This is a genomic window from Candidatus Enterococcus courvalinii (assembly GCF_017315945.1).
Taxonomy (GTDB): domain Bacteria; phylum Bacillota; class Bacilli; order Lactobacillales; family Enterococcaceae; genus Enterococcus_B; species Enterococcus_B courvalinii.
Genome location: NZ_JAFLWI010000016.1, coordinates 135,659 through 160,285, shown reverse-complemented (window position 1 = coordinate 160,285; position 24,627 = coordinate 135,659). Strand labels below are relative to the sequence as shown.

At 36.6% G+C, this 24,627-nt stretch carries 20 protein-coding genes; 19 read left to right on the top strand and 1 reads right to left on the bottom strand.

Translation table 11 applies throughout. The features are described from left to right. Positions 1-3 precede the first annotated feature (3 nt). The 14 genes from JZO71_RS10420 to JZO71_RS10355 all read left to right on the top strand — a co-directional run bounded on the left by JZO71_RS10420 (position 4) and on the right by JZO71_RS10355 (position 16,432). On the top strand, positions 4-1,056 hold the full coding sequence (locus JZO71_RS10420; protein WP_206899430.1) for a PTS sugar transporter subunit IIC: 1,053 nt from the start codon (positions 4-6) through the stop codon (positions 1,054-1,056). 261 nt (positions 1,057-1,317) lie between these two features. After that, positions 1,318-1,953, top strand: a complete 636-nt coding sequence (locus JZO71_RS10415; RefSeq protein WP_206899429.1) for a DUF998 domain-containing protein — start codon at positions 1,318-1,320, stop codon at positions 1,951-1,953. A gap of 106 nt (positions 1,954-2,059) precedes the next feature. Then, positions 2,060-2,851: a peptide-methionine (S)-S-oxide reductase MsrA gene (gene msrA / locus JZO71_RS10410; RefSeq protein WP_206899428.1), complete on the top strand. Its 792-nt coding sequence runs from the start codon at positions 2,060-2,062 to the stop codon at positions 2,849-2,851. Between the two features lie 288 nt (positions 2,852-3,139). Continuing rightward, positions 3,140-5,062, top strand: coding sequence for a PRD domain-containing protein (locus tag JZO71_RS10405; RefSeq protein ID WP_206899427.1), 1,923 nt, complete (start codon positions 3,140-3,142; stop codon positions 5,060-5,062). Next, complete coding sequence (locus tag JZO71_RS10400; RefSeq protein WP_206899426.1) at positions 5,063-5,509, top strand: PTS sugar transporter subunit IIA; 447 nt, start codon at positions 5,063-5,065, stop codon at positions 5,507-5,509. A 19-nt stretch (positions 5,510-5,528) separates the two neighbouring features. Then, positions 5,529-5,843: a PTS fructose transporter subunit IIB gene (locus tag JZO71_RS10395; RefSeq protein ID WP_206899425.1), complete on the top strand. Its 315-nt coding sequence runs from the start codon at positions 5,529-5,531 to the stop codon at positions 5,841-5,843. Positions 5,844-5,865: 22 nt separating this feature from the next. Continuing rightward, a complete protein-coding gene (locus tag JZO71_RS10390; protein ID WP_206899424.1) occupies positions 5,866-6,915 on the top strand; it encodes a PTS fructose transporter subunit IIC in 1,050 nt (349 codons plus the stop codon). Between the two features lie 20 nt (positions 6,916-6,935). Then, complete coding sequence (locus tag JZO71_RS10385) at positions 6,936-9,548, top strand: glycoside hydrolase family 38 N-terminal domain-containing protein (RefSeq protein WP_206899423.1); 2,613 nt, start codon at positions 6,936-6,938, stop codon at positions 9,546-9,548. Positions 9,549-9,846: 298 nt separating this feature from the next. Continuing rightward, a complete protein-coding gene (locus JZO71_RS10380; protein WP_206899422.1) occupies positions 9,847-10,707 on the top strand; it encodes a helix-turn-helix domain-containing protein in 861 nt (286 codons plus the stop codon). A 407-nt stretch (positions 10,708-11,114) separates the two neighbouring features. Then, the gene (locus tag JZO71_RS10375) at positions 11,115-12,056 is read left to right on the top strand and encodes an FAD:protein FMN transferase (protein WP_206899421.1); all 942 of its coding nucleotides are present in this window, start codon (positions 11,115-11,117) and stop codon (positions 12,054-12,056) included. 39 nt (positions 12,057-12,095) lie between these two features. Then, positions 12,096-12,701, top strand: a complete 606-nt coding sequence (locus JZO71_RS10370) for an NADPH-dependent FMN reductase (protein WP_206899420.1) — start codon at positions 12,096-12,098, stop codon at positions 12,699-12,701. Positions 12,702-12,719: 18 nt separating this feature from the next. Continuing rightward, positions 12,720-13,940 (top strand): NAD(P)H-dependent oxidoreductase, encoded by a 1,221-nt coding sequence (locus JZO71_RS10365; protein ID WP_206899419.1) that lies wholly within the window; start codon positions 12,720-12,722, stop codon positions 13,938-13,940. 189 nt (positions 13,941-14,129) lie between these two features. Continuing rightward, on the top strand, positions 14,130-14,870 hold the full coding sequence (gene truA, locus JZO71_RS10360; RefSeq protein WP_206899418.1) for a tRNA pseudouridine(38-40) synthase TruA: 741 nt from the start codon (positions 14,130-14,132) through the stop codon (positions 14,868-14,870). A 170-nt stretch (positions 14,871-15,040) separates the two neighbouring features. Then, positions 15,041-16,432 carry a family 16 glycosylhydrolase gene (locus JZO71_RS10355; protein WP_206899417.1) on the top strand — a complete coding sequence of 464 codons (1,392 nt, stop codon included), beginning with the start codon at positions 15,041-15,043 and terminating at the stop codon, positions 16,430-16,432. 230 nt (positions 16,433-16,662) lie between these two features. On the opposite strand, the gene JZO71_RS10350 is transcribed toward JZO71_RS10355, so the two are convergent. Next, complete coding sequence (locus JZO71_RS10350; protein WP_206899416.1) at positions 16,663-17,379, bottom strand: MurR/RpiR family transcriptional regulator; 717 nt, start codon at positions 17,377-17,379, stop codon at positions 16,663-16,665. A 158-nt stretch (positions 17,380-17,537) separates the two neighbouring features. Between JZO71_RS10350 and JZO71_RS10345 the strand changes: the two genes are divergently transcribed. The 5 genes from JZO71_RS10345 (at position 17,538) to nagE (ending at position 24,390) form a co-directional block, all read left to right on the top strand. Next, entirely contained in the window at positions 17,538-18,350 is an 813-nt protein-coding gene (locus tag JZO71_RS10345) for a carbohydrate deacetylase (RefSeq protein WP_206899415.1), read from the top strand. Positions 18,351-18,396: 46 nt separating this feature from the next. Next, a complete protein-coding gene (locus JZO71_RS10340) occupies positions 18,397-19,962 on the top strand; it encodes a PTS transporter subunit EIIC (protein WP_206899414.1) in 1,566 nt (521 codons plus the stop codon). Between the two features lie 21 nt (positions 19,963-19,983). Beyond that, positions 19,984-21,309: a family 4 glycosyl hydrolase gene (locus JZO71_RS10335; protein WP_206899413.1), complete on the top strand. Its 1,326-nt coding sequence runs from the start codon at positions 19,984-19,986 to the stop codon at positions 21,307-21,309. 254 nt (positions 21,310-21,563) lie between these two features. Beyond that, complete coding sequence (locus tag JZO71_RS10330; protein WP_206899412.1) at positions 21,564-22,403, top strand: PRD domain-containing protein; 840 nt, start codon at positions 21,564-21,566, stop codon at positions 22,401-22,403. A gap of 19 nt (positions 22,404-22,422) precedes the next feature. After that, a complete protein-coding gene (gene nagE, locus JZO71_RS10325) occupies positions 22,423-24,390 on the top strand; it encodes an N-acetylglucosamine-specific PTS transporter subunit IIBC (RefSeq protein WP_206899411.1) in 1,968 nt (655 codons plus the stop codon). The last annotated feature ends 237 nt before the right edge of the window (positions 24,391-24,627 follow it).

Here is a 24,627-nt window from a genome sequence, read left to right as displayed (position 1 = left end):
TGAATGGAAACTTCACAAAAAATATCACCGAAAATTTTTCTGAATAAAGTTCTTGCTGGTACAGCAACGGGAATCATTATTGGATTGATTCCGAATGCAGTATTAGGTGCCATTTTAAAATATTTTAGTGCGTATCCTTTTGCGGTAACAATCGCACAGTTAGCAGTTATTTTTCAACTAGCGACGCCTTTGATTATCGGTGGTTTGATTGCTTTACAATTTGGATTTGATCCAATGAGAATGATGGTTGTAGCTGGCGCTTCTTTTGTAGGTTCTGGTGTCGTCAAATTCACACCTGAGTTGGGTGAAGCAGGTGTTTATGTTGGTGCTGGTACAGGAGATATTATTAACACGATGCTAACAGCGTCGATTGCTGTCGGGCTGATTTTACTAATTGGAAATAGTTTTGGGTCGGTTTCGATTGTGTTAACGCCAATTGTTGTAGGTGTAGGTGCTGGTTTACTTGGTTTTTATCTGTTCCCTTATGTAACAGCCATTACTTCTGCAATTGGCGCATTAATTAATAATTTCACTACTTTACAACCGTTATTAATGTCTATCTTAATTGGGTGTTCCTTTGCCTTCTTGATTATCTCGCCTATTTCAACAGTAGCAATCGGAATGGCAATCCAATTAGATGGTATTTCTGCTGGTGCGGCTGCAATGGGTGTAGCGGCAACGACTTTTGTTTTAGTAGTGAACTCTTGGAAGGTGAACAAATCAGGTGTGACAATTGCGATTGCTTTAGGCGCGATGAAAATGATGATGCCTAATTTATTTAGAAAACCAGTAATTCTTATTCCTTGTTTAGTTAGCGCAGTGATCACAGCTATTCCTGTTGCACTCTTTTCTATTTCAGGTACACCTGCTTCTGCTGGTTTTGGTGTGGTCGGGCTTGTTGGTCCGCTAGCTTCTTTAGATGCAGGGTTAAATGGCTTTCTTGTTGTTCTTTGTTGGTTAGTCATTCCTGTTTTTGCGGCATTGATTACCCAAGTTTTATGTGAGAAAGTATTTAAACTGTATGACCGAGAAGAAGTGTTCAAATTTTTAGGCTAGTAGATGTTGCTAAGAAATTTTTGATCGATGGATACGTATGCGTAAGTCAGATGTCAACAACATCTGACTTACGTTTTTTTTGATTGAGATGGAGTTTGACAAATTGATTCTTCCGTTCAATAAAAATTCTAAGTTGCAGATGAGACTTATCTTTACGTCTGTCGATTGTCCAAAAGACAACTAAACTAAGAATATGTGTTAAAATGAGAAAAAATTTGATCATTAGATTATTGGAATGATCACTAAAAAGTAGGGGATAAAATGATTATTTTACAAAAATATGGTTTTTATTTTTTATTATTAGGTGTGATTAGTGATTTGTTGACCCCTTATATCCTTGGACTTTTTTATCCTAAGCTGAATCAAATGACTACCGTGATTAGTGTGTTTGGTGACGTAGATAGTCCAGTTAGAAGTGCTTTTTTGATCTGGTCAGTTGTATCTGGACTTTTTTTTGTTCTTTCATTGCCTGCGCTGTATCAACTATTTGCTGGAACATCAAAAACACTTGCAATGCTTGCAGTCACAGCAGTTGGTCTATATGGGATCGGTGATTGTATTTTTACTGGGCTATTCAGTATAAATACGAATGAAAGTTCTTGGAATTTTTCGACTTGGGTTCATAACATAGGTTCTGGTCTAGGCTATGCAGGATTTTTACTTTTTCCGTTGTTGCTTGTTTTGTTCTATCGACAAGGGGGTCAAATCGCACTTAGCCATGTTTATCTTGTTTTAACGGTTATTAGTTTGCTGATCGCAGGTCTTTACGGATTAGCGCGGATTCCGTCGGTTAGTCAGTTCGCATTTTTTAAACAATTGGGGTTTTTTCAACGCTTAAGTTTTTTCTTTAACTATTTGCCAATGATTTGTTTAAGCTTTTTTCAATTACGAAGTTAGAAAAAATAGGCAAACTTAACTAAATAAGAGATTGTTATGCTTTGTGCTAAATTTCAAGTAAGCATTTTTAAGTAAACGAGAGGAAAAGTTGAAAGAAGGACATTTTATGTTGGATATAACACAGGTGGAAGCAGATATTTATAATCTTATTTTGAATCCAAACACAAGGGAATGGGAAAGAACACAATTTGAAGAAGCAAAAGAAAATAGTGCAAGGATGCCAACGAAGCAAGCAATAGAAAAACTGGAAGTCAACTTGCGTCCTTTAGCATTGCGAGATAATTTGACACCAGATGTGATGGATTTTTATTTAAGGATTACGGGGGAGTCGGCGAGCGCGCGAGCTTATGATTACAGTAAACATAAGATAACTTCAACCTTGTATCAAGAACGTGCGATTTTTGCCGGAGGCTGCTTCTGGTGCATGGTTGAACCTTTTGAAACAAAACCAGGTGTGCTCTCAGTACTATCTGGTTATACAGGGGGAGAAACCAAAGAACCTAATTATGATCAAGTCAGTGGTGGCTATACTGGGCATGTGGAAGCTGTAGAAATCATCTTTGATACACGCCAAATAAAGTATGAAGAATTACTGGAAATTTATTGGCAAATCTCAGATCCTACAGATGCCTTTGGCCAATTTCAGGATCGAGGAAAACAATATCGTTCAATTCTATTTGTTGTAAATGAACAGCAAAGACGATTGGCTGAAAAGTCAAAAGAACAACTGATTCAATCTAAACGATATAGCCAACCTATCGTCACAGAGATTCGCCAAGCAAAAACGTTTTGGCCAGCTGAAAATCATCATCAACAATTCTATCAGAAGCAACCTCAAAGATATAAGAAGATTAAACATTCGCATCAGCTTTATTTATTTTTTCAGCGATGTAAATAAAAGAAGGTTGTGAAAGAAGTGCCCAGCTCCAATCAATAAAGAACACCATTTATTTGGAAACAGGAGGGATGACAAATCTTTTGTCACGCCTCCTGTTTTTTACTAATCTTTTTTACAAGAGAAAGACAAATTAACTTATAGAATATTGGTTTTTCTATGTGAATTTGTAGAAAATCCTCTTGATAATTGCTAGATACCTGATGGAGTTCCACATTAATGATGAACTAAATTCTGTATGAAAGCGCAAACAATGGTTATAAAATAAAAATGTATTCAGGAGGTGCTTACGTGGGTATCAAGTTAGACGATCGTCAAATGAGAATTTTAAATTTTCTGTTGGAAAATAATCACACCACTTATCAAGAATTAGCTGAGCAACTTCAAGTTTCGACAAAAACAATTAGTAAAACTATTTTTAATTTAAAAGCTGTAATTGAAAAGGAAATAAATCTACAAATTGTTGTCCAACCAAAAAAAGGTGTTTCCTTAGTAGGTGACAAAGAACATTTAAGAAAACTACTGCCAGATTTTGAGATTACTAAAGTGGATACATCAGAAGATCGCATCACTTATGTATTTGCCAAGTTACTGAATACAAATGGTTCTTTGAAAATACAAGATCTTGCAGATGAGCTTTTTGTTAGCAGATCAACGATGGAAAGTACAATTAAAGAAGTAAAAAAGAGAGTGATGAAGCACGGAATGGTAGTGGTTTCTGACCGAAATGGTTTGAAAATCAATGCGAGTGAGAAGGGCAAGCGCAAACTAATGTCAGAAGTATTGAATTATTATTGGGGCGGTTTTACTGCTTCTAGTAATAAATCAGATTTATTGGATTTGAATATTAATCTCTTAGGCGAAGCAAATAATTTTTTGGATAAGAAAATTTTGAAAAAAGTAGCAATGATTCTTAATCGTTTCATGGAAGAAACCCAGTTACAATTTACGGATTATGAGTTTCAGACGCTAGCGATTCATCTAGCGATCGCACTGGAACGAATTGATTCTAATAATTTTTTAGTACAAGAAGATGGAGCAGAAAAAGAAATTTTAGTAAACACTAGCTATTTGATTGATATGTTAGAAAAAGACTTTCATTTTAGTATTCCTAAATATGAGCAAGAATATATTGATATTCATATCTCAGCGATTGAAAAAAATGCCATGAACCATAATTTGAGTGAGTCTGCTTTACCTAATCTTGATATGGGGGAGCAACTTAAGCAACTGGTGCTTGACGAGTTGAATGAGTTTAGTGCAGACGCAGAACTCATTAATAACCTCGTCCTTCATCTCAATGCAGCTGTTAAGCGATTGCGTTTAGGTGTGAATATCCATAATCCGTATACAGAAAAAATCAAATCATCATTTAAACAAGCCTTTTTTCTTAGTGTCGAGTTGCTCGAAAAAACAGAAAAACAATTTTTGGTGAGGTTTGATGATGATGAAATTGCTTATGTGGCACTTCATATCCAATCCTTTTTGGACAGGTATAGACCTAATAAATCTGATGTGTTGTTAGTTTGCAGCAGTGGATATGGAACTTCAAAATTATTGGAACAGCGAATCAATAGAAATTTTGCAGATTCGGTAAAAATCAAAAAAGTCTTAAGTATCAATGAACTTCAGGAAGAAAATATCACAGATGAATTAGTAATCAGTACGATTCCGATCAAGAATGCTAAATTTCCGGTAGTAGTCGTAAGTCCACTGATGCTTGAAACAGATATCCAAAGAGTTCAACGATACTTGAAAGTTTCATTAGATCCAGAAAGTGCATTTTTCTCATTACTTGATAAGAAGTTTTGTTTTTTTAGCAAGAAAAAAGAAGATACTCAGGAAAATGTTCTTAAAACAATTGCCTGTACTCTTCAAGAAAAAGGCTATGCGAAAGTAGGTATCTTAGAAAGCGCCACTCGACGAGAAACGTTGTCTTCTACTGCACTCAACGATTTTGCAATGCCTCATGCAGAGATAGCGTATGTCAATGAACCTGTTATTAGTATTTATGTTAATCCGCAAGGTATCGACTGGAACGGGACCATTGTCCATTCAGTATTCTTCTTCGCGTTAAACGAACAGGTAAAACCTGAATTAAACAGCTTGTATGAAACATTTAATGAAATTGTTTCGAACCAACAAGCCCTAACAACACTAAGAGCTAGTTCCTCTTTTGAAGAATTAGTAAAAATATTGAAAGAGGCGGTATAGATGATACGTGAAAAAATCGACGAACGAAATGTCGTATTAGACTTAGAGGCTGGCTCTAAAGAAGAAGTAGTAGATAAATTAGCAACATTATTGACAGCTAACGGGTTTGTCTCTGAAGTTAATCAATTTAAAAAAGATGTTTTTGAACGAGAAGAACATATGACAACAGGAATTGGCCATAACATAGCGATTCCGCATGGGAAAAGTCAATCGGTAGTTGATTCAACGGTTGCAGTTGCCAAACTAAAGAATGAAGTTGACTGGGGTTCTTTAGACGATCAACCAGTAAACATCGTTTTCTTATTAGCTATCAAAGAAGCTGATAAGGGAAATGAGCATTTACGTGTTCTTGCAGAGTTATCTAGCAAACTAATGGATGATGATTTTGTGAAGGAGATTAAAGAATCAAAAAATAAAGAGGAGTTAATCAAAGCATTGACTTTTTAATAACTGGAGGAGAAGGAATATGACAAAAATGGTTGCAGTAACAGCATGTATCGCAGGAATCGCACATACTTATATGGCAAAAGCAAACTTGGAAAAATTTGCTAAGAAAAATGGTATTGAAATCAAGGTTGAGACACAAGGCGCAATGGGAATGGAAAATAAATTGTCTGAGGCAGAAATTGCTGATGCCGATGTAGTTATCTTTGCGGTAGATACAAACGTGGCAGAGCGCAGTCGCTTTGACGGAAAAGAAATTCTTACTGTGAGTACTTCTGAAGTGGTAAAAGATGGAGAAGAAACAATCAAGGAAGCAATTGCACGAATCAATAACTAATAATTTGTTGGAGGTAGGATCAATGGATATCAAGAAACAGGGAAAAGAAATATTAAACCATTTCCAAAGTGGAGTTTCCTATATGATTCCACTAGTAGTAGCTGCAGGTTTGTTGACTTCAATTGCTGTAATATTTGGTGGGACTGGCGTTTGGGATCAAACGGATACTTTCTGGGGTGTCTTGCGAATGATTGGTCAAACAGGATTACAATTTATTGTGCCAATGATTTCGGCCTATATCGCGTATTCCATTGCTGATCGTCCTGGTTTAGCACCTGCTTTTATTACAGGTATGATGTGTCAAAACTTAGGAATGGGCTTTATTGGAGGAATGGTTGCTGGGTTAGCTTGTGGATACTTAGCAAATGCATTGAAAAAAGTAAAAGTTCCGATGCAAGTAATCAGTTTAAAATCAATCATGTTGATTCCTTTTGTAACAACTTTAGTAGTAGGGTTAGTTTTATGGTATGTATTAGCAACGCCAATTCAAGGAATGACAGCAGGATTGACAGCTTGGTTAGAAGGAATGTCTGGTGTCAACGCGGCCTTAATGTCCGCAATTTTAGGTGCCATGATGGCCTTTGACATGGGTGGTCCAATCAATAAAATTGCCTATGCTTTTGGGGTTGCGTCATTTTCAAGTGGAAGTTTTGGTCCAAGTACAGCAATGCTGTTAGCTATTGCGATTCCGCCATTTGGCATGTTCTTAGCAACTTTATTGAATAAAAAATTATATGATGATGCCGAACGTGATAATGCCAAGACAGCAATGATTATGGGGTTAGTTGGTATCACAGAAGGAACGATTCCTTTTGCGGTGAAAGATCCATTACGTGTGATTCCTAGTATTGTGGTTGGAACTTCAATCGGCTGTGGTTTGAGTGGTTTCTTTGGAATTACGCAAGAAACGATGCTTTCAACTTTCATGGCGATTCCATTTGTCACAAATATTCCATTATACCTCGTGTCTATTGCAGTTGGCGGAATGATTACTGCGTTAATGGTCAATGCTTTGAAATCAATCAAATATAAGAAAAATCTAAAAACGACGCAAGAAACATCAGTCGAATAAAGAAAGTAGGGCAATCGTAAATGGTAAAAGCACACGTCATTCAACATACTCATTGGGATCGCGAGTGGTATTTTACAAAAGAAGATGCCATCGTATTATCCGATCAAGTATTTACTGAAGTTTTGGATGAATTAGAACGTAACCCAAACGTGAATTTTTGTTTGGATGGTCAAACGTCTATTGTTGATGAATATGTTGAAGTCAATCCTGAGAAACTAGAAACAATTCGACGATTAATGAAAGAAGGTCGGCTCTTTGTCGGGCCTTGGTACGCGCAAACAGATGCTTTGTTAGTTGATGCAGAATCTATTTTGCGTAATTTAATGATCGGTATCAGCGACACCATTAATAAATATGGTGAACCAATGATGGTGGGATACTTACCGGATACATTTGGGTTTAATGCAAACTTACCAACATTGTTGCAGCAAGCAGAAATTGATAATTTTATGTGTTGGCGGGGATTGAATTTTGAAACGATGACACCGTCACCCTATTTTATTTGGAAAGGTTTAGGAGATAAAATTGTTTATGCAATGAACTTTCCGTATGGGTATATGACTGGCATGATGAATCTTGATGCCATTCATGATGTGCCTAAGTTTGTGAAAGATAAGTTGGATGTTGCGGTGGAAATGCTTCATACACATGGGAATAATGAAGATATTTTGGTTCCATCTGGTGTGGATCAAAAGTCAATGGTACTTAACTTTGATCAAATCATCAATGAAATAAATCATTCAAGTAAGTATGACAATGTAATTTCGGATTATCCTTCTTATGTTGAAGTCATTCGTAGTAAAAAGAACTTGCCACATTACGAAGGAGAATTGAGACAACCCGTTTACTCTCGTGTTCATCGTTCGATTGGTTCTGTTCGGACACAGATGAAATTGGCTAATTTCAAACTCGAACAAAAGATTTTGAAACGGATTGAACCAATGATGCTGATTGCTGAAAAAAATGGGATTCGTATCGGAAAAGGTTTGCTACGTCGTTTATGGAAAAAAGTGTTAGAAAATCAAGCGCATGACAGTATCGGCGGATGTGTTTCTGATAATGTCATGGAGGATATCAACCATAGGATCAAGGAAGCGAATGAAATCGCAGATGGAATAGAAAACCTAATCGTCAAACGAATCGCAGATGCTTTAGATTTAGATGCCAATCAAGTTTTAGTATTCAATACGACAACGACAAAGTATCAAGGGCCAAAAACGGTTCATATTGTTGCTAATTCAAAAAAAATTCAATTCAAAGGAAGCTCTTATGCCATTGTTGAAAAAGAACTATTTTATCCTGAACGTCAAAATGCTTATCGAATGACGGCCATTGGGTATGAATATTTTGACGAACCAGCTTACTACGAGCTGGATGTCAAAGTAGAGGTAGAAGTCCCTGCCTTAGGATATACGATTGTTGAATTCGAAGAGAGCGAAGCTGAACTAGAGAAAGCTATAAAAACGAATAAGACGGAAATCAAAAATGATGCGTTAGCCATTGCTTTTAGTGATGGCTCTCTGATACTGACAGTCGGAGACGTTGAATACACTGATTTTATTCGTTTGGTTGATTCAGGAAATGCTGGCGATACTTATGATTATTCACCACTTGAAGGAGATCACGAAGTCCCGTTGAACTTTGACAAAGCAGAAGTGTCACTGGATTCTTCTAAAGAAACCTTGATTATTACTGGAAAGACTAAGCTGCCAAAAAATTTGGAAGATCGATTAGCAGAACAGCCAGAGGAAGTCGAGTTGGACTATGAAATCACGCTAAGCATCGGTGTTGGAGAAGTTGTGGAGGGTACTATTACAATAAAAAATACTATTTACTCACATCGTATTCGAATGGTAGTGAATGTTCTAGATGACTCTGAGAAATCGATTGCTCAAATTCAAAATGGTTTTATCGAAAATAAACCGGATGTCATTCCTGCAGATTGGCAAGAACGAATGGTTGAAAAGCCCGTAAATTTAGAAATTTTTGATAAAAGTGTTTCGGTTGCAAATGAGAACGCCTATGTAACTGTCTATGCAGATGGCTTGAAGGAGTATGAACGAATTGGTCGAAAATTGTACATCACATTGATGGCGACAACTGGTGAACTTGGAAAACCCAACCTTAGCTGGCGGCCAGGGCGTGCTTCCGGTGATACGACGAATGAAGGGCATATCATGATGCAGACACCACTTGCGCAGGAAATAGGTGAACATCACTTTACTTTTGGATTTACAGTAAGTCAAGGGGCCTTTGATGAATGGAAAGTCGCAAAACTAGCCGAGTCACGTTTAGATCAATCGATTTCCTATCAAAAACAAAGTTTAAACGTCTTTATTCATCGGATAGACAATAAGATTTGGCCATTACAAAACGAATTAACTATCCCAAGAGAGTTTTCATTGATCGAATTTCCCGAGGAACTACTTGTGTCAGCGATTTATCCATCTTATTTTAATGAAGGTCATTATGTAGTTCGTTTCGCTAATCCGTCTGCAAAAGAAGTCACTCTGCCAAAAGAAATTTTGAAAATGGGTGACGTGGTAAATGCGATTGAAAGAAAACAAGCATTAACAACAATCAAACCTTATGACTATTTATCTCTTTTAATAACTATAGAAGAAAGCAACTAGAAAATAACTAAATATCATTCAAAAATGAATGGTAACAAAGGACTCTGCAAGCATCTTCACAGAGTCCTTTTTAGTTTGTCTTTGTTCTTTTTTTCAGCCAGTTTTCTAAAAGGATCAGCGCCAAAAGATTGGTTGATATTCTTGGACTTTTTTTACATGGATAAAAGTGAAACTTCTATCGGATGTATAGCAGTAAAAAAGTACCTGATATCTTAACCAAGTAAAGCATTCCCAAAGAAAACATGCTAAAATCGAGACAGAAATGATTTTGTTGTGAGGTCTGATTGGAGAGAAAATGATGAACATTGAAAAATTTATTATGGCAAGAAAGGCTGCGAACTTATCTCAAAAAGAGTTGTCTGAAGGAATTTGTACACAAGCGACATTGAGTAAATTTGAGAATAATGGTCAAGTCCCTTCGTTAAAAATTTTAATTAAATTATGTAATCGAATCAATCTTCCACTGGTCGAACTTTTTTCTTCGATGAATGTAATCAATACACAACTGGACGAACAGTTAGAAAAAGCAGAGTTTTCATTGATTACAAGTGAATATGAACAATTGACACAGATTTTAGCAGCTATTGATCCTAAGGTGATCGATGATCCTGATTTGATTGCACGTTACTACTATCTAAAAGGGTTTGAAATGATTTTTACGAATGCATCGATCACGGATGTGTTGTTCCATTTTGATCAGTTGTTGATGGCAGAAACGGCGAATACATTGTTTCGTTTACTGGCATATACAGGGATTGGGATGGTCTATGCTAGAGAAAAAGAATTGGAGAAGGCAGAAGTTTATTTCAATCGCGTGTTTGAAAAAATCTATACGTATCCGATTCGTACAACAGAAGACACCTGGCGGGTGCTAAACATCGTCTTTCATTGTGGTGTTTTTTTTGCGCAAGATGGTGATTTGGAAACAAGTGATGCTTTGCTAAATTATGCAATCGACATTTGTTCAGACAACCATTTAACTTATTATCTAGCTCGAGCTGCTGCTCAATTAGCGAAGAACGCACAAGCCGAAAATAAGTCGAAGGCAGAAGTTCTCGAATTGATTCAAGATGCACTAGCTTTTGCAAAAATTAATAAAAACAAAAAATTGATTGATGAATTAAATCTTATGAAAAAAAAGGTTCTGTTGGTTAATTAAGGAAAAAAATTATTTTTGTTATGATAACTTCTCATTTTGAACAAATTTACCAAAGATGATTAGGAATAGAAGAGTCTAGCAACAAGATAAGGTAATAAAATAAAGTTATAATTCGCGCAAAATACGCTGTAAATTGGGCTTGATTACAGTCTGTCGTTGCATAATTTTTAGTCATCAAATAGAAAATCATAGTTAAGGGGAAGCGAACAAGACACAAAGATGTGTTGTTTGCTTCCCCTTATTTGTTTTTTAATAATATAAAAAAATATATTATAACAACAGAGTTATATAAAAAAATATATAAAAATGGTTGACAAATAAAATTAGCAGGCGTATCCTCGGATTGTGAAAACAGTAACAAAAATTAGTTGCATCGAATTTGTAGTTCAAGTAAAGAAGGTACAGAAATGAATCAGGTGATTGAAGAAACGAAAGTCTGGCAAATGATGGGGACGACAATTACGTTACAAGTTGGACATGAAAAACCAGATCAGTTACTAGCAGAGCTAGACAAGTTGTTGCACGTTTACGAGCATCGCTTCAGTGCACATGATGCAACTTCTGAATTAATGGCTATTAATCGGGCTGCTGGACAACAAGCAGTTGTTGTCCATCCTGAACTTTTTGAGCTAATCAAGGTAGGGAAAGAACATAGTTGTGTGAGAAATAGCTACTTGAATATTGCGATTGGTCCAGTTGTACAGAAGTGGCATATTGGTTTTGAAGACGCACTAGTTCCAACAAAAGCAGAGATAGCTGAGCTACTACCATTAACAGATCCACATCAAATTCAATTAGATGAACAAATGAAAAGTGTTTTCCTAACAAAACCAGGAATGATGATTGATTTGGGATCGTTAGCAAAGGGGTACATTGCAGATAAATTAGTTGAATATTGTCGTGAACGAAAAGCTGCATTTGCTTTAGTCAACTTAGGAGGAAATATTGTTGTTTTTGGTGAAGCGCCGAGACATCCAGATGGGTTTTGGCGTATTGGCTTGCGAAATCCTAAAGGTTCGCGTGAAGATTCGCTAGCGGTAGTCAAGTTAAATAATCAATCGCTAGTCACCTCTGGCATCTATGAACGTTACTTGCAAAATGGTTCGTCAGTTTATCATCACATCATTGATCCGAAAACTGGCTTTCCAGTTAAAAATGAACTAGCAAGTTTAACTATTTTGTCTGATTCTTCCGTAGATGGGGAAATCTGGACTACGCGTTTATTTGGTGCATCTGCTTCAGAAGTGTTGAAAGCGCTTGAAATACAAACGGGAATCGAGGGAGCAATTGTAACAAAAGAGAACCAATTCGTTTATACAAGCGGATTTGAAAAAGTTTCGTTCGTATAAACTGTCAGAGATTGATGTTAGAAAGGAAAGAGAACGAAGATGAAATTTATTGGATTAGTAGGAACAAATTCAGTGCGGTCAACAAACCGTGAATTATTACAATTTATGAAAAGCTATTTTGTAAATGAAGCAGAAATTGAAATTGTCGAAATCAAGGAGTTACCACTGTTTAATAAACCTGAAAAAATAGAGCTACCAACTTCTGTTAAAGAAATTGCTGAAAAAATTGAACAAGCAGACGGCGTAATCATCAGCACACCAGAATATGACCATGCGGTTCCCGCTTCATTGATCAATGCCTTAAATTGGCTTTCATATGGTATTTTTCCATTTGTGGACAAGCCTGTGATGATTACCGGAGCGTCTTATGGCACGTTAGGCTCTTCACGCGCGCAAGCACATTTGCGCCAAATATTAGATTCACCAGAGTTAAAGGCACGAATTATGCCAAGTTCAGAATTTTTATTGGGTCATTCCCTGCAAGCTTTTGATGAACAAGGACGACTCGTTGATGAAGAGCAAGTTGCAAAGCTACGCGAACTATTCAAAGATTTCTTACTCTTTGTGACAATCACTAGTCAGTTGCAGCATGCGCACCAAGCAAATAAACGTGAAGCTGAAAACTTTTCATGGGAAACGATTTAATCGAGGGGAGCAAACAAGATGAAATTAATAGGTATCGTCGGCTCAGCAGCCGAACTTTCATATAACCGTAAATTATTAGCATTTATCAAAAAACAATATCGTGGGTTATTTACTTTAGAACTTGTTGAAATCAAAGATTTACCTTTATTCAATCAAGATGATGATCAAACAAATAGTCCTGCTATTCAACAATTAAATCGTAAAATATTAATGGCTGATGGAGTCATCATCGCTACACCAGAACATAATCATACGGTTCCAGCAGGATTGAAAAGTGTACTTGAATGGCTATCATTTAAAATCCATCCACTTGAAAATAAACCTGTAATGGTCGTGGGTGCTTCTTATTACGATCAAGGAACTTCACGTGCGCAATTACACTTACGTCAAATCTTGGATGCACCTGGTGTGAATGCGTTAGTGATGCCCGGCAATGAGTTTTTATTAGGAAAAGCAAAAGAAGCATTTGACCAAGAAGATAACTTGATTGATCAACGAACGATTCAGTTTTTGGGCAGCACATTAGCAAGCTTTGTGAAGTTTATTAAAGTAGTTTCTACACTAGCAGGGCCCAAAAAACTTCCGCCTGAAGATCTTCATGCAACGGGAACAATTGCGACAACAATACCTGATGTTGATATGTCAGATGATTATTGGTTAGAGAAAGCTTCGGCAGCAGTAGGTGCTGTTTCTGGAAAGACGTACGTCAAATTAAATCGTGGATTATTGACCGTGGATCAAATCAATTATTTTTTAGATTCAATGCCAATGGAATTAACTTTTGCAGATAGTAATAACCAATTTTTATATTACAATTTACGTCAAGAAGCAAAAGAGATGCTAGCTGCCCGTGTGCCAGGTCAAGTAGGGAATCCATTAGCCAACTGCCACCCAGAAAAATCGTATAAGAATGTAGAGTGGGTGATCCAACAACTACGTAGCGGTGCAACAGACGCAGTACGGGTTCATGTACCAAAACAAGTGCCAGAAAAATATATTGTGCATAATTACCAAGCAATGCATGATGAAAATGGTGAGTACGCTGGAATCAATGAATACATTCTTGATTTCAAGCCAATTATTGAGTGGTACTTACAACAAACGGGGCAACAACTTGTTGGAAAAGAAGATGCGGTTTCAAGTGCGTCTGTTCATGATGAAAAACCAGATGCAGTAACCAGTGCTAGCACACATGAAGAAACTGAAGTAGACGCGGTAACCAGTGCGTCTGTAAAATAAAAACAATCAAACAATCAGAACAGCGATCAACTAGTTGTTTCTGATTGTTTTTTGGCATAAGAAAGATGATTAGTAGAAAACAGTTGATTTTTTTAATACCAGCAATGATCTTTGGTATAATGAGCGATGAGTTAAGAAACGAATTTGCGTCATTCACAACGCATCATTCATAATAAGAGGAGCAAAAAAATGAGAAATATCAAATTAACAATCGAGTATGATGGACGTCGCTATCTTGGCTGGCAACGCCTTGGTGATTCAGATAAAACGATTCAAGGTAAAATTGAAGCCGTATTAAAACAAATGACGGGTGAAACAATTGAGATTATTGGTTCAGGGCGTACAGATGCCGGTGCACATGCCAGAGGACAAATTGCTAATTTTAAGACAGAGTCCACGATGGACCGAGTAGCAATGTGTGAATTTTTGAATCGGTTCTTACCTGGTGATATTGTCGTTAAGAAGGTGGAAGAAGTACCTGAAAGATTCCATGCTCGTTACAATGCCAGTGGGAAGAAATATAGCTATTATGTTTGGAATAACCCAATTCCAACAGCCTTTGAACGCTATCATAGCTTTTATGTTCCACAAGAATTAGATTTGGATAAGATGAACGAGGCTTGCAAACGATTAGTAGGTACACATGATTTTATTGGTTTTTCTGCCTTGAAGAAGAGTAAGAAATCTACAACAAGAACGGTTGAAAAAATAACGATTGAAAAAGATGGAGGTATGCTTCACTTTATTTTTGTTGGCAATGGTTTTTTATATAAAATGGTTCGAATCATGATGGGAACATTGTTAGAGATTGGCGCAGGGAAAATGCCAGTGGATGCTATTGATGAGATTTTTGAACAAAAAGTGCGAAAAAGTGCGGGAGAAACAGTACCAGCGCAAGGACTATTTCTTGATGAAGTGTATTACCGCTAAATAATAATGAAAATAGCTAGAAAAAAAGAAATGAGCCTTTGGTTCTCATTTCTTTTTTTGCAACTATTTTCAAAATGTAAAAATAGATTCATGATAACAAATCATAATCAAGTCAACTAAAAAGCTGTGCTACACTTTGTTTGGATAAAAAAATGAAAGGGGTTTCTTTTGTGAAAAAGTTATTTTTTGTACTAGCTGTGGCAAGTGTTGGATTGATTTTAGGAAAAGTTGTAGAAGCAGAGGAACAAATTCCAGAAAAAAACGGCTATACCCTAGATTTTCACGATGAATTCAATGGACCAACTTTAGATCAATCAAAATGGAGCGACAAGTATTTGGAACATTGGGCAGATAATCCGGATGATGCTAAAGCGAATTATCGTTTTGAAGATGGAAAATTGATTGAGTCCATTCAACCAGATCAAAAAGCTTGGGCACCAACGCTAGATAAGGACAATTATGGATACGGAACAACAGGCGTCAAATCCAGTGCCATTCAATCATTTAATAAAAACTGGATTCATAATTTTAGTGGTAGCAAGAAACTGATGTCTCCTATCTCACCTGAAAATGAACTGTTGGGGGATGAGAAAACTGGTGGGTATGCAACAACGTATGGTTATTTTGAAATCCGAGCAAAATTATCCAATAGTAGTGGTGGCGGTCATCAAGCATGGTGGTTAGTTGGCATGCAAAATGATACGAATGATTGGGAAAATTCAAAAGAAACAGGCGAAATTGATATTATTGAAACTTTTTTTGATTACAGTAAAAATGTTCAGCGACCAGTTGGAACAAAGAACGTTACAGAAGCAAATCGCCAGAAAGGCTTATGGCAAGTATGCACATATGGTTGGAATGATCCTTTCTTTTCAAGATCGTGGACAGATAGTACAACAGCAACAATTGGCGGTGCAGAAGCTGTTGTTCCAGGAGCAGTTGGAGTAGATAGCTTAACTAATGAATTTCATACTTATGGTATGGAATGGGAACCTGGTTCACTTAAATTTTATTTTGATGGTCAATTGTTCAGGACAATTAATCAAGCACCAGATTATCCAATGGGGATGATTTTAAATATATACACAGACGCAGGATCAGGAAAACATAATGAGGTCTATCCTAAAGAATGGGCAATTGACTATGTACGAGTTTATAAAAAAGATGCGGGCTATGATATACCAAATCAAGGAATTAAAAATCGTGAAACAGGCGAATTTCTTAGTTTAGCTACTGAATCAGACAAGGTGATTCTGTCAACGACAAATGAAAATCTTGAAAAATGGCAAATAGTTCCTAAAGGTGAGTATTTTTTGATTAAAAATACAAAAACAAATGAGTTGCTACACAATGAGCATCAAAAAGGTTATGTCGAACACGGTGTAGTGCCAGAAACGTATTACAGCGCACAGTGGAAAAAAGAAACAGTTGGTAATTACACTCGGTTCGTGAATCGTTGGAAACCGACACAAGTAATCCATATAGAAAATAACCTAGACTATCTTGAATGTAGTTCTATTCAAACTGGTGCTTGGAGAAGTCAATGGGAAATAATTGACTAAAATACAAAAATAAATCCTGCTTTTGCTACGAAAAAATTGAAAGAGTTACAAAATAAAAACGATATAAGAAAAGGACGTAAAGAGATGTACCACTTCCAAAAGATAGATTAAAAATCTAACGTTTTGGCGGTCAGTACAAGATTAACGTCCTTTTTTGCACCATTGATTGGTAAAAGTCGATGTGTTAATTCAATAAGCAAGAAGAAACAACCGTGAATTTAGTAATGTTATCAATTGGTATAACGGGCAATCAGGTACTCAATCAAATTTAAAGCATTACCGAAAAAATAATTGAGTTGTTGATTTTCTGGTCCAGAGTCAGCCGTACCACTTTCGACCAGAAATGAGAGATCTCCTTGTTTGGCATAGCTACTATTTTCATTAGCCGTGATCGTGATGACATGTCCACCGTAATTTTTGCATTCTTTCATCTTGATCAAACCATTTTGATTTTCACCAGATTGAGAAAAAGTAATCAAGGTGTGTGGGGTTTCGTCAGTAACAAGGCTAATTTCCACTCCCTCTAAGTCGATCGCATAAATTTTTTTTAATAATAATTTTCGGTAAGTATAATCAACGAGAAACTGGCAAAATCCCTCGCCAAATAGATAAATCTTTCTCTCAGAAAAAGCTTCATTGAAGTAACAATCAATTTTTTCCCACTCATGATTAGTTGTGACAAAAGAAAGTTCTTCGATTTGATTGACTGAAGAGGCAGAGAACTTATTGGAAAGAAAAAAAATAAGTTCTTTGAAATTATTAAATCCTGCTCGTTTGGCTAGACGACTGATTGATGAAGGAGAGGTGTAATTGATCTTGGCAATGTTGCGAATATCCAAGTCTTCATTACTATGGATTGCTTCGACAATTTTTTCAATCATTCGTTCATCATCCGAATGAAATGAGTTATTTGGAAATAAACGATTAAGATAATAAATTTTTGTCATTGAATAGTTCCTCTCTTGAAAATATTTTCAGTGTGTGAAAACGAAATCATCCTGTTGAATAAGCATTGTATGCGCTTTATTAAGATACTATACTATGGCTATAAAGAAAGCAAATACAATTGTATGAATCTATTTTCTTTGAGGAAAGAAGGTTAAGTATGAAAAAAGTAATTATCAATGCAGATGATTTTGGTTATTCTGCAGCTGTCAACGCAGGCATTATCAAAGCCTATCAAGATGGAGCATTGACTTCGACTACTCTGATGGCGAACATGCCAGGAAGAGACGGAGCGATTCAGCTTGCAAAAGAGAATCAGGGACTTGGCGTGGGTGGGCATCTTGTGTTGACTTGCGGCCAACCATTGACACTTGCAACGTCATTAACAAATGAAGAAGGGAAATTTTATCAGTTGGAGGATTATAAAAAAAATCGTCCGCTCATGAAAGAGGAAGAGATTTTCCAGGAATGGTCAAGCCAAATCGATTACTTGTTGGAAAACGGGTTGAAACTAACCCATTTAGATAGCCATCATCATGTGCACGCGTTCCCAGAAAATTTAGCGATTACGAAACAAATTGCTGAAAAATATCAGCTATGCTTTCGAAATATATTTGATTTGGAAAAACAAATCAACTTACCTTACCAAAAACAAATCAGTGGATTTCTCGACTTGATGAATTATCCTTCGATTCGTGATCTGAATCAATCATTTGCTGAAAACATGGCTGCTTGTTTAGTCGAAATCCAATCAGTATTGGAGCAAGTAGAGGATGATGAGGTGACTGAATTGATGGTTCATCCAGCATTTGTTGATGAATCGTTATACTTTGGCTCAAGTTTTCATCTTCAACGAACCAAAGAAGTTGCAATTTTGTGTGCTGAACAATTAAAAAATCTATTGGACGAGCAAGAAATCACGCTGTGTAATTATCAAGAGGTTTCGGCAGGTCACTTGATTGTCAATCATTAGCAAGTAGTTTAGTTGCATAAAGCCAAACTAAAAAAGGAGAAATAGAATGAAAGAGAAAGTGATGAAATCGGCTAGTGTCTTTTCTAAGGCAATTATCCAACCAGTGATGTTCATGGCTGTTACAGGGATTATTTTGTCTGTCTGTGCGATCTTAAAACTTGAGATGATGCCAACTTTTACCAAAGATGTCGGGAATTTTGTGTTTAACATTTTGTCTTCAGGTATGATTGGCCAGCTAAGTGCGATTTTTTGTGTGGGTATTGCTGCAGCTTTGGCAAAACCAAAGTTCAAAACGGACGCTGCTATTTTAGGAATTATTACTTACTTACTTTTTTTATACGCAAACAATTCATGGTTAACACTAACGAATCGTTTGGCAATCGCAGGTGAGCAAGGTCTTTATGGGACTGGTCAAGGAATGGTCTTCGGAATCCAAGTCACAGACATGGGGGTCTTTTTAGGAATCTCATTAGGAGTGATGGTTGGCTGGATGGTGAATCGATTTGGTGAGATTAAGTTACACCGGTATCTTTCACCTTACTCTGGGACAAAGTCTGTTTACTTATTGATTGTCTTTGTTACGATTTTGTTTGCAATGGGTATTACTTATGTTTGGCCAATGATTAATTTCGGTGTTGAAAGCTTAGTTAAGGCAACAACAACTGCTGGCTCAGCCGGATTTTTCTTTTATGGTTTCTTAAATCGTTTATTGCTACCACTTGGCTTACATCATTTCTTATGGATGCCGATTTTTTATACACCATTAGGGGGAAGCGCCGAAATTGCAGGACAAGTTTATGAAGGGGCTTACAATATTTGGCTGGCAGAATTGGGAAATGCGAGTCAAATCACGTCAATGCATCCATCTATTGGTTATCTATCTAATTTTGGTTCGATTTCATTGCCTATCGGGATTGCTTTTGCTATTTGGAAAACAGCCAGAATCGAGAATCGTAAAAAGGTTGCGGCTATTTTGATTCCAATGGTTACAACGGCATTTTTAGCGGGTGTGACTGAACCATTAGAATTTTTATTTTTATTCTTGTCACCTGTTTTATGGTTAGCACATTCAGTTGTTTACGGACTAAGCTTATTCTTCACCAATTTAGTAGGAATCAATATTCAATTTGATACAGGAATCAATATGATTATCAACAGCTTTGCATTTCCAAGTCGTCTCGGGCATCAATATTTGATCCCCATTATGTTTCTTGCAACGGCAGTCTTAGAATATGTCGTATTTAAGCAATTGATTGTTCGTTTAGATATTCCAACTTTAGGACGCGAGAAAAGTGAAACTCAGCTTGCAGCACTTGATGAAACAGTTGTTACAACAGGTATCGCTAGTGAATTTGAACCGCAAACACAAATAATTGTTGCTGGTTTAGGTGGTGCGGAAAATATTGAGAGTATCGTTAACTGCTATACGCGTCTACGAGTAGATGTAAAAGATGAACAAAAAGTTGACATCGACTTACTGAAACAAAACGTGAAGGCGTCAGGTATTGTAGATAAAGGAAAGCATATCCAGATCATTATTGGGATGGGTGTTGAAGAAGAACGTGAAAAAGTAGAAGCATATGTGATGCATCTAAAAGAAATGAATAATTAAACTGAATGGGGGAAGACAACAGTGGGAAATAAATTTGTAATGATTGGTGGAGGTTCAACACAATCACCAGGAATTTTAGAGGTTTTACGAAAACGTGCAGAAGAATTAAATCTAAGTGAATTAGTTTTATATGATATTGATGAAGAAAGAGTTTCACTACTTGGTCAATATACGAAAATGTACTATCAAGAACTAGGTTCAAAAGTGGCAGTTAACTATACAACAAACATTGATGAAGCGTTAGTGGATGCTGATTTCTTATTTATGCAAATTAGACCAGGCTTGAACAAACAACGTGCAATTGATGAAAAAATTTGTCTTAACAATGGTGTTGTAGGGCAAGAAACTTGCGGACTAGGTGGATTTTCATTTGCTATGCGTGTGATTCCAGCAGTATTAGAAATTATTCGAAAGGTAAAAGAAATTTGTCCAAAAGCTTGGATTCTCAATTATACAAATCCAGAAGCCATTCTTTCAGAAGCAATCTATCGAGAATTTCCTGATGCAAATGTATTGTGTATTTGTGATATGCCGATTTCAATTGAAGGTGCGATAGCCAAATATTTCAATAAAGATTTACGTGACGTAACATTTAAGTATTTTGGAATGAACCACTTTGGCTGGTGGACGAATATCATTGATGAGACAGGAACCGACCTTTTACCAATCTTAAGAGAAGACGTACTTTCTGGTAAAATCGATACATTATTACAATCAAATGATGAAACGAAAGAAGATCAATATTGGATTGATACCTATCGCCAGATGATTAGCTTATTCAAACGGTTCCCAGAATATTTTCCAAATTGTTACTTGCAGTATTATTTAACACCAGACGAAATGATTGCCCATGATGATCCCTCATTTACTCGTGGCGATTATGTGATGCAAGGGCGTGAAAAGCGAATTTATGAAGAATGTCGTCGCGTGATTGCTAATGGCAGTGCCAAAGATTCCAGTTTGCACGCAGGCGTCCATGGAAATTATATTGTGGATATTGCATACGCTATTATCCATAACACGCGCGAACGCTTTACGGTCAACAAAAAAAACCAAGGCTCAATCGCAAATTTTGATCCAGAAGCAGTGATTGAAGTTCCAGCATATGTTGGAAGTATGGGGGCAGAAACAATTACCGTCGGACACATACCAACTTTCCAAAAAGGACTGATGGAAATGCAGAAGGCTTACGAAAAAATGACAGTCGATGCAGCTTTGTCAGGTTCTTATCAAACAGCATTAGAAGCAGTTATGTTAAACAAAACAATTTCTAATTATACGGTGGGTAAAAAAGTTTTAGATGAGCTTCATGAAGCAAACAAAGAATTCTGGCCAAAGTTAAGTTAAATCAACAGTCAACAAAAAAAATAAAGAAAGCGGTTGACAAAACGATATTTGGTCTATACAATTTAGGTGTTAACAATATTGATTTCATGTGACTAGATCATACTAGGCATGGAAAGATGACGTGGGAGAGAAATTTTCCAGGTGATTTTTCCATGCTTTTCTTTTGTCTAGAAATTCTTTAGGCCAAAAAATTTCTGGAAAATGATTATTAATTGTGAAATCAAAAACCTATTTCTGCAGAAAAGGAACTCATTATGAAAATTAAAAAAATCTTTAATCAGAATGCCGTGTTGGTAGACGATGACGGACAAGAAAAAGTTGCAATTGGAAAAGGGATCAGCTTTGATAAAAAAAGAAATGACCTTATTTTTATGAAGGACATCGAGCGCCTTTTTGTCATGGAACCAGAAGGACAGCTTCGATTGCAAAATTTGTTGAATCAAATCGATGAAAAATATTTATTTGCAGCTGAAGAAATCATTCAACACGCAGAAACGATTTTGATGGAGCCGTTGAATGAACATATTTTGATTGCACTAACAGATCATATCGCATTTGCCGCTGAAAATATGAAAAATGGTATCGTAATTCGCAACAAATTGTTACGAGAAATCGAAGTTTTATACGACGAAGAATTTCAAATTGCACAATGGGCAGTGGAACATTTGACGAAAACATTAGATGTGCCATTTACCTATGATCAGGCAGGATATATCGCCATTCATATCCATTCAAGTCGTAGAAATCAATTGAATAATCATCGAAGTATTCGAGAAGTGACGATTATTTCAGATGTGATTCGTTTAATCGAGGCAGAACTTGAGGTTGATTTGCATACACAAGAGATGTCTTTGAGCTACACGCGTTTAGCAAATCATTTGAGATTATTATTACAACGTTATAAGAACCAACAGTACGCTGTTTTGGATGAAGATATTTTAAAAATGGTCAAGAAAAAATATATAGCAAGTTATGAAATGACGAAGAAAATTCGTGTTTTATTACTTAAACAATATCAAATGTCTATTACGAGTGAGGAAATGGGATACTTAGCAATCCACATCGAACGCTTACGTAGTGCCGTTTGTGATTAAAAAGTAGGGAGAGAAAAAGATGAAAGCTTATATGCAAAGAATGGGTCGCTCATTGATGTTGCCAGTTGCAACATTACCTGTAGCAGCTTTGTTCATGGGGATTGGTTATTGGATTGACCCAAGTGGTTGGGGTGGCAATAATATTTTGGCGGCTTTTTTAATCAAAGCTGGTAGTACAATTTTAGATAATTTAGGGTTATTATTTGCGGTCGGGTTAGCATTAGGGATGTCGAAAGACAAAGATGGTTCTTCTGCTTTGGCAGGACTAGTTGCTTTCTTGACACCGATGACTTTAGTAAGTAGTGCATCAGTTGCATTGTTCACAAAAGTTGATGTCGAGCAAGTAAATGTTGCGTTTGGCGCAATCAATAATAAAAATGTTTTTATTGGGATTTTGGCTGGGTTAGTTGCTGCGGCAATGTACAATCGTTTTAGTAAAGTAAAATTGCCAATGGCTTTATCTTTCTTTAGTGGAAAGCGCGCGGTTCCAATTGTAACTGCTGGTGTAATGACTTTGATTTCGGCATTATTAATTTTTATTTGGCCACCAGTTTACAATACCCTTGTTTCATTTGGTGAATTGATTTCTGGAATGGGCGCAGTGGGTGCTGGACTATATGGCTTCTTTAACCGTCTGTTGATCCCAACAGGTTTGCATCATGCGTTGAACAATGTATTCTGGTTCAACCTTGCAGGAATTGATGACATTGGTAAATTCTGGGCAAGTGAAGGAACAAAAGGGATTACTGGAATGTATCAAGCTGGATTCTTCCCAGTAATGATGTTTGGTTTACCAGCAGGGGCGTTAGCTATCTATCAATGTGCTCGTCCAGAGAAGAAAAAACAAACAGCGTCATTGATGTTAGCAGCTGCATTTGCTTCATTCTTTACAGGTGTGACTGAACCATTAGAATTTTCATTTATGTTTGTTGCTTGGCCATTGTATGTTGTTCATGCTGCTTTAACAGGTATTTCAATGTTTGTAGCAGCACTTTTCCACTGGACAGCAGGATTCAACTTTAGTGCTGGTTTTATTGATTTCTTCTTAAGTTTACGCGTACCAATTGCGAATAAACCATATATGTTGATTTTACTAGGCTTGGTTATGGCTGTCGTTTACTATGTTACTTTTATGTTTGTTATCAAGAAATTCAACTTGATGACACCAGGACGTGAAGAAGGTACAGGTGAAGAAACGCCTGATTTAGCAACTGGTAACGATAAGTTTTCTGCTTTGGCAGATAACATTTATGCTGCTCTTGGTGGAGCAAGCAATGTAACATCAATCGATAATTGTACAACACGTCTGCGTTTACAAGTGAAAGATACAAAACAAGTTGATCAATCAAAAATTAAAGCAACTGGTGTTCCAGGGGTGAAAGTAATTGATGATCAAAATATCCAGGTTATTGTTGGGACAGAAGTTCAATTTGTTGCTGATGAAATGAGTAAATTACATGGAAGTCCTGTTAGTCAATCAGCAGGAACAGTAGTAGTTACGGAAGAAATCAGCAAACCTGAAGGACCACAAACACAAGATGTATATGCTGTAGCTACTGGTAAAGTGATTCCAATCACTGAAGTCGGCGATGAAGTATTCTCACAAAAAATGATGGGAGACGGCTTTGCAGTTATTCCTGAAACAGGTGAAATTTTTGCGCCAGTTGCTGGGAAAGTTACAAGTGTCTTTCCTACCAAACATGCGATTGGTTTAGTAACTGACTCTGGGGTTGAAGTATTAGTTCACATGGGCATCGATACCGTTCAATTAAATGGCGAACCATTCACTGTCTTTGTTAAAGAAGGCCAACAAGTGGGGCGTGGACAAATGCTTGCAAAAGTCGATCTAGCAAGTTTGAAAGCAAGTGGTAAAGAAGCTGACATGATCGTTGTCTTCACAAACCCAGATAAAATCGATACGTTCTCAGTAACAACTGGCCAAGATGGTGAAGTGAACGAAATTATTGGGACAGTAACGAGTAAGTAAGAAGCTGTGAAAGAAGTGTTCCACTCAAAAAAATAAGAATCGATTTTCAAAAATTACTTCCATATTTTTATGAAAAAAAGGCGTATTTTCGAATAGTAGTAGCATTAAACTATTTATTCCAACAACAAAAAAATTCAAGATATATACTAAGAGACAAAGACAACTCAATTTGATTGTCTTTGTCTCTTTCTCATTAATGACTTTAGTCGGTTTCAATCGCTAAAGCGATTGAAACAA

What these genes read in the sequence shown, in the direction of transcription:
- JZO71_RS10365 (WP_206899419.1), top strand. Translation starts at nt 12,720, where the DNA reads ATGAAATTAATAGGTATCGTCGGCTCAGCAGCCGAACTTTCATATAAC.
- JZO71_RS10415 (WP_206899429.1), top strand. Translation starts at nt 1,318, where the DNA reads ATGATTATTTTACAAAAATATGGTTTTTATTTTTTATTATTAGGTGTG.
- JZO71_RS10330 (WP_206899412.1), top strand. Translation starts at nt 21,564, where the DNA reads ATGAAAATTAAAAAAATCTTTAATCAGAATGCCGTGTTGGTAGACGAT.
- nagE (WP_206899411.1), top strand. Translation starts at nt 22,423, where the DNA reads ATGAAAGCTTATATGCAAAGAATGGGTCGCTCATTGATGTTGCCAGTT.
- truA (WP_206899418.1), top strand. Translation starts at nt 14,130, where the DNA reads ATGAGAAATATCAAATTAACAATCGAGTATGATGGACGTCGCTATCTT.
- JZO71_RS10380 (WP_206899422.1), top strand. Translation starts at nt 9,847, where the DNA reads ATGAACATTGAAAAATTTATTATGGCAAGAAAGGCTGCGAACTTATCT.
- JZO71_RS10340 (WP_206899414.1), top strand. Translation starts at nt 18,397, where the DNA reads ATGAAAGAGAAAGTGATGAAATCGGCTAGTGTCTTTTCTAAGGCAATT.
- JZO71_RS10395 (WP_206899425.1), top strand. Translation starts at nt 5,529, where the DNA reads ATGACAAAAATGGTTGCAGTAACAGCATGTATCGCAGGAATCGCACAT.
- JZO71_RS10420 (WP_206899430.1), top strand. Translation starts at nt 4, where the DNA reads ATGGAAACTTCACAAAAAATATCACCGAAAATTTTTCTGAATAAAGTT.
- JZO71_RS10345 (WP_206899415.1), top strand. Translation starts at nt 17,538, where the DNA reads ATGAAAAAAGTAATTATCAATGCAGATGATTTTGGTTATTCTGCAGCT.
- JZO71_RS10400 (WP_206899426.1), top strand. Translation starts at nt 5,063, where the DNA reads ATGATACGTGAAAAAATCGACGAACGAAATGTCGTATTAGACTTAGAG.
- JZO71_RS10370 (WP_206899420.1), top strand. Translation starts at nt 12,096, where the DNA reads ATGAAATTTATTGGATTAGTAGGAACAAATTCAGTGCGGTCAACAAAC.
- JZO71_RS10350 (WP_206899416.1), bottom strand. Translation starts at nt 17,379, where the DNA reads ATGACAAAAATTTATTATCTTAATCGTTTATTTCCAAATAACTCATTT.
- JZO71_RS10385 (WP_206899423.1), top strand. Translation starts at nt 6,936, where the DNA reads ATGGTAAAAGCACACGTCATTCAACATACTCATTGGGATCGCGAGTGG.
- msrA (WP_206899428.1), top strand. Translation starts at nt 2,060, where the DNA reads ATGTTGGATATAACACAGGTGGAAGCAGATATTTATAATCTTATTTTG.
- JZO71_RS10375 (WP_206899421.1), top strand. Translation starts at nt 11,115, where the DNA reads ATGAATCAGGTGATTGAAGAAACGAAAGTCTGGCAAATGATGGGGACG.
- JZO71_RS10390 (WP_206899424.1), top strand. Translation starts at nt 5,866, where the DNA reads ATGGATATCAAGAAACAGGGAAAAGAAATATTAAACCATTTCCAAAGT.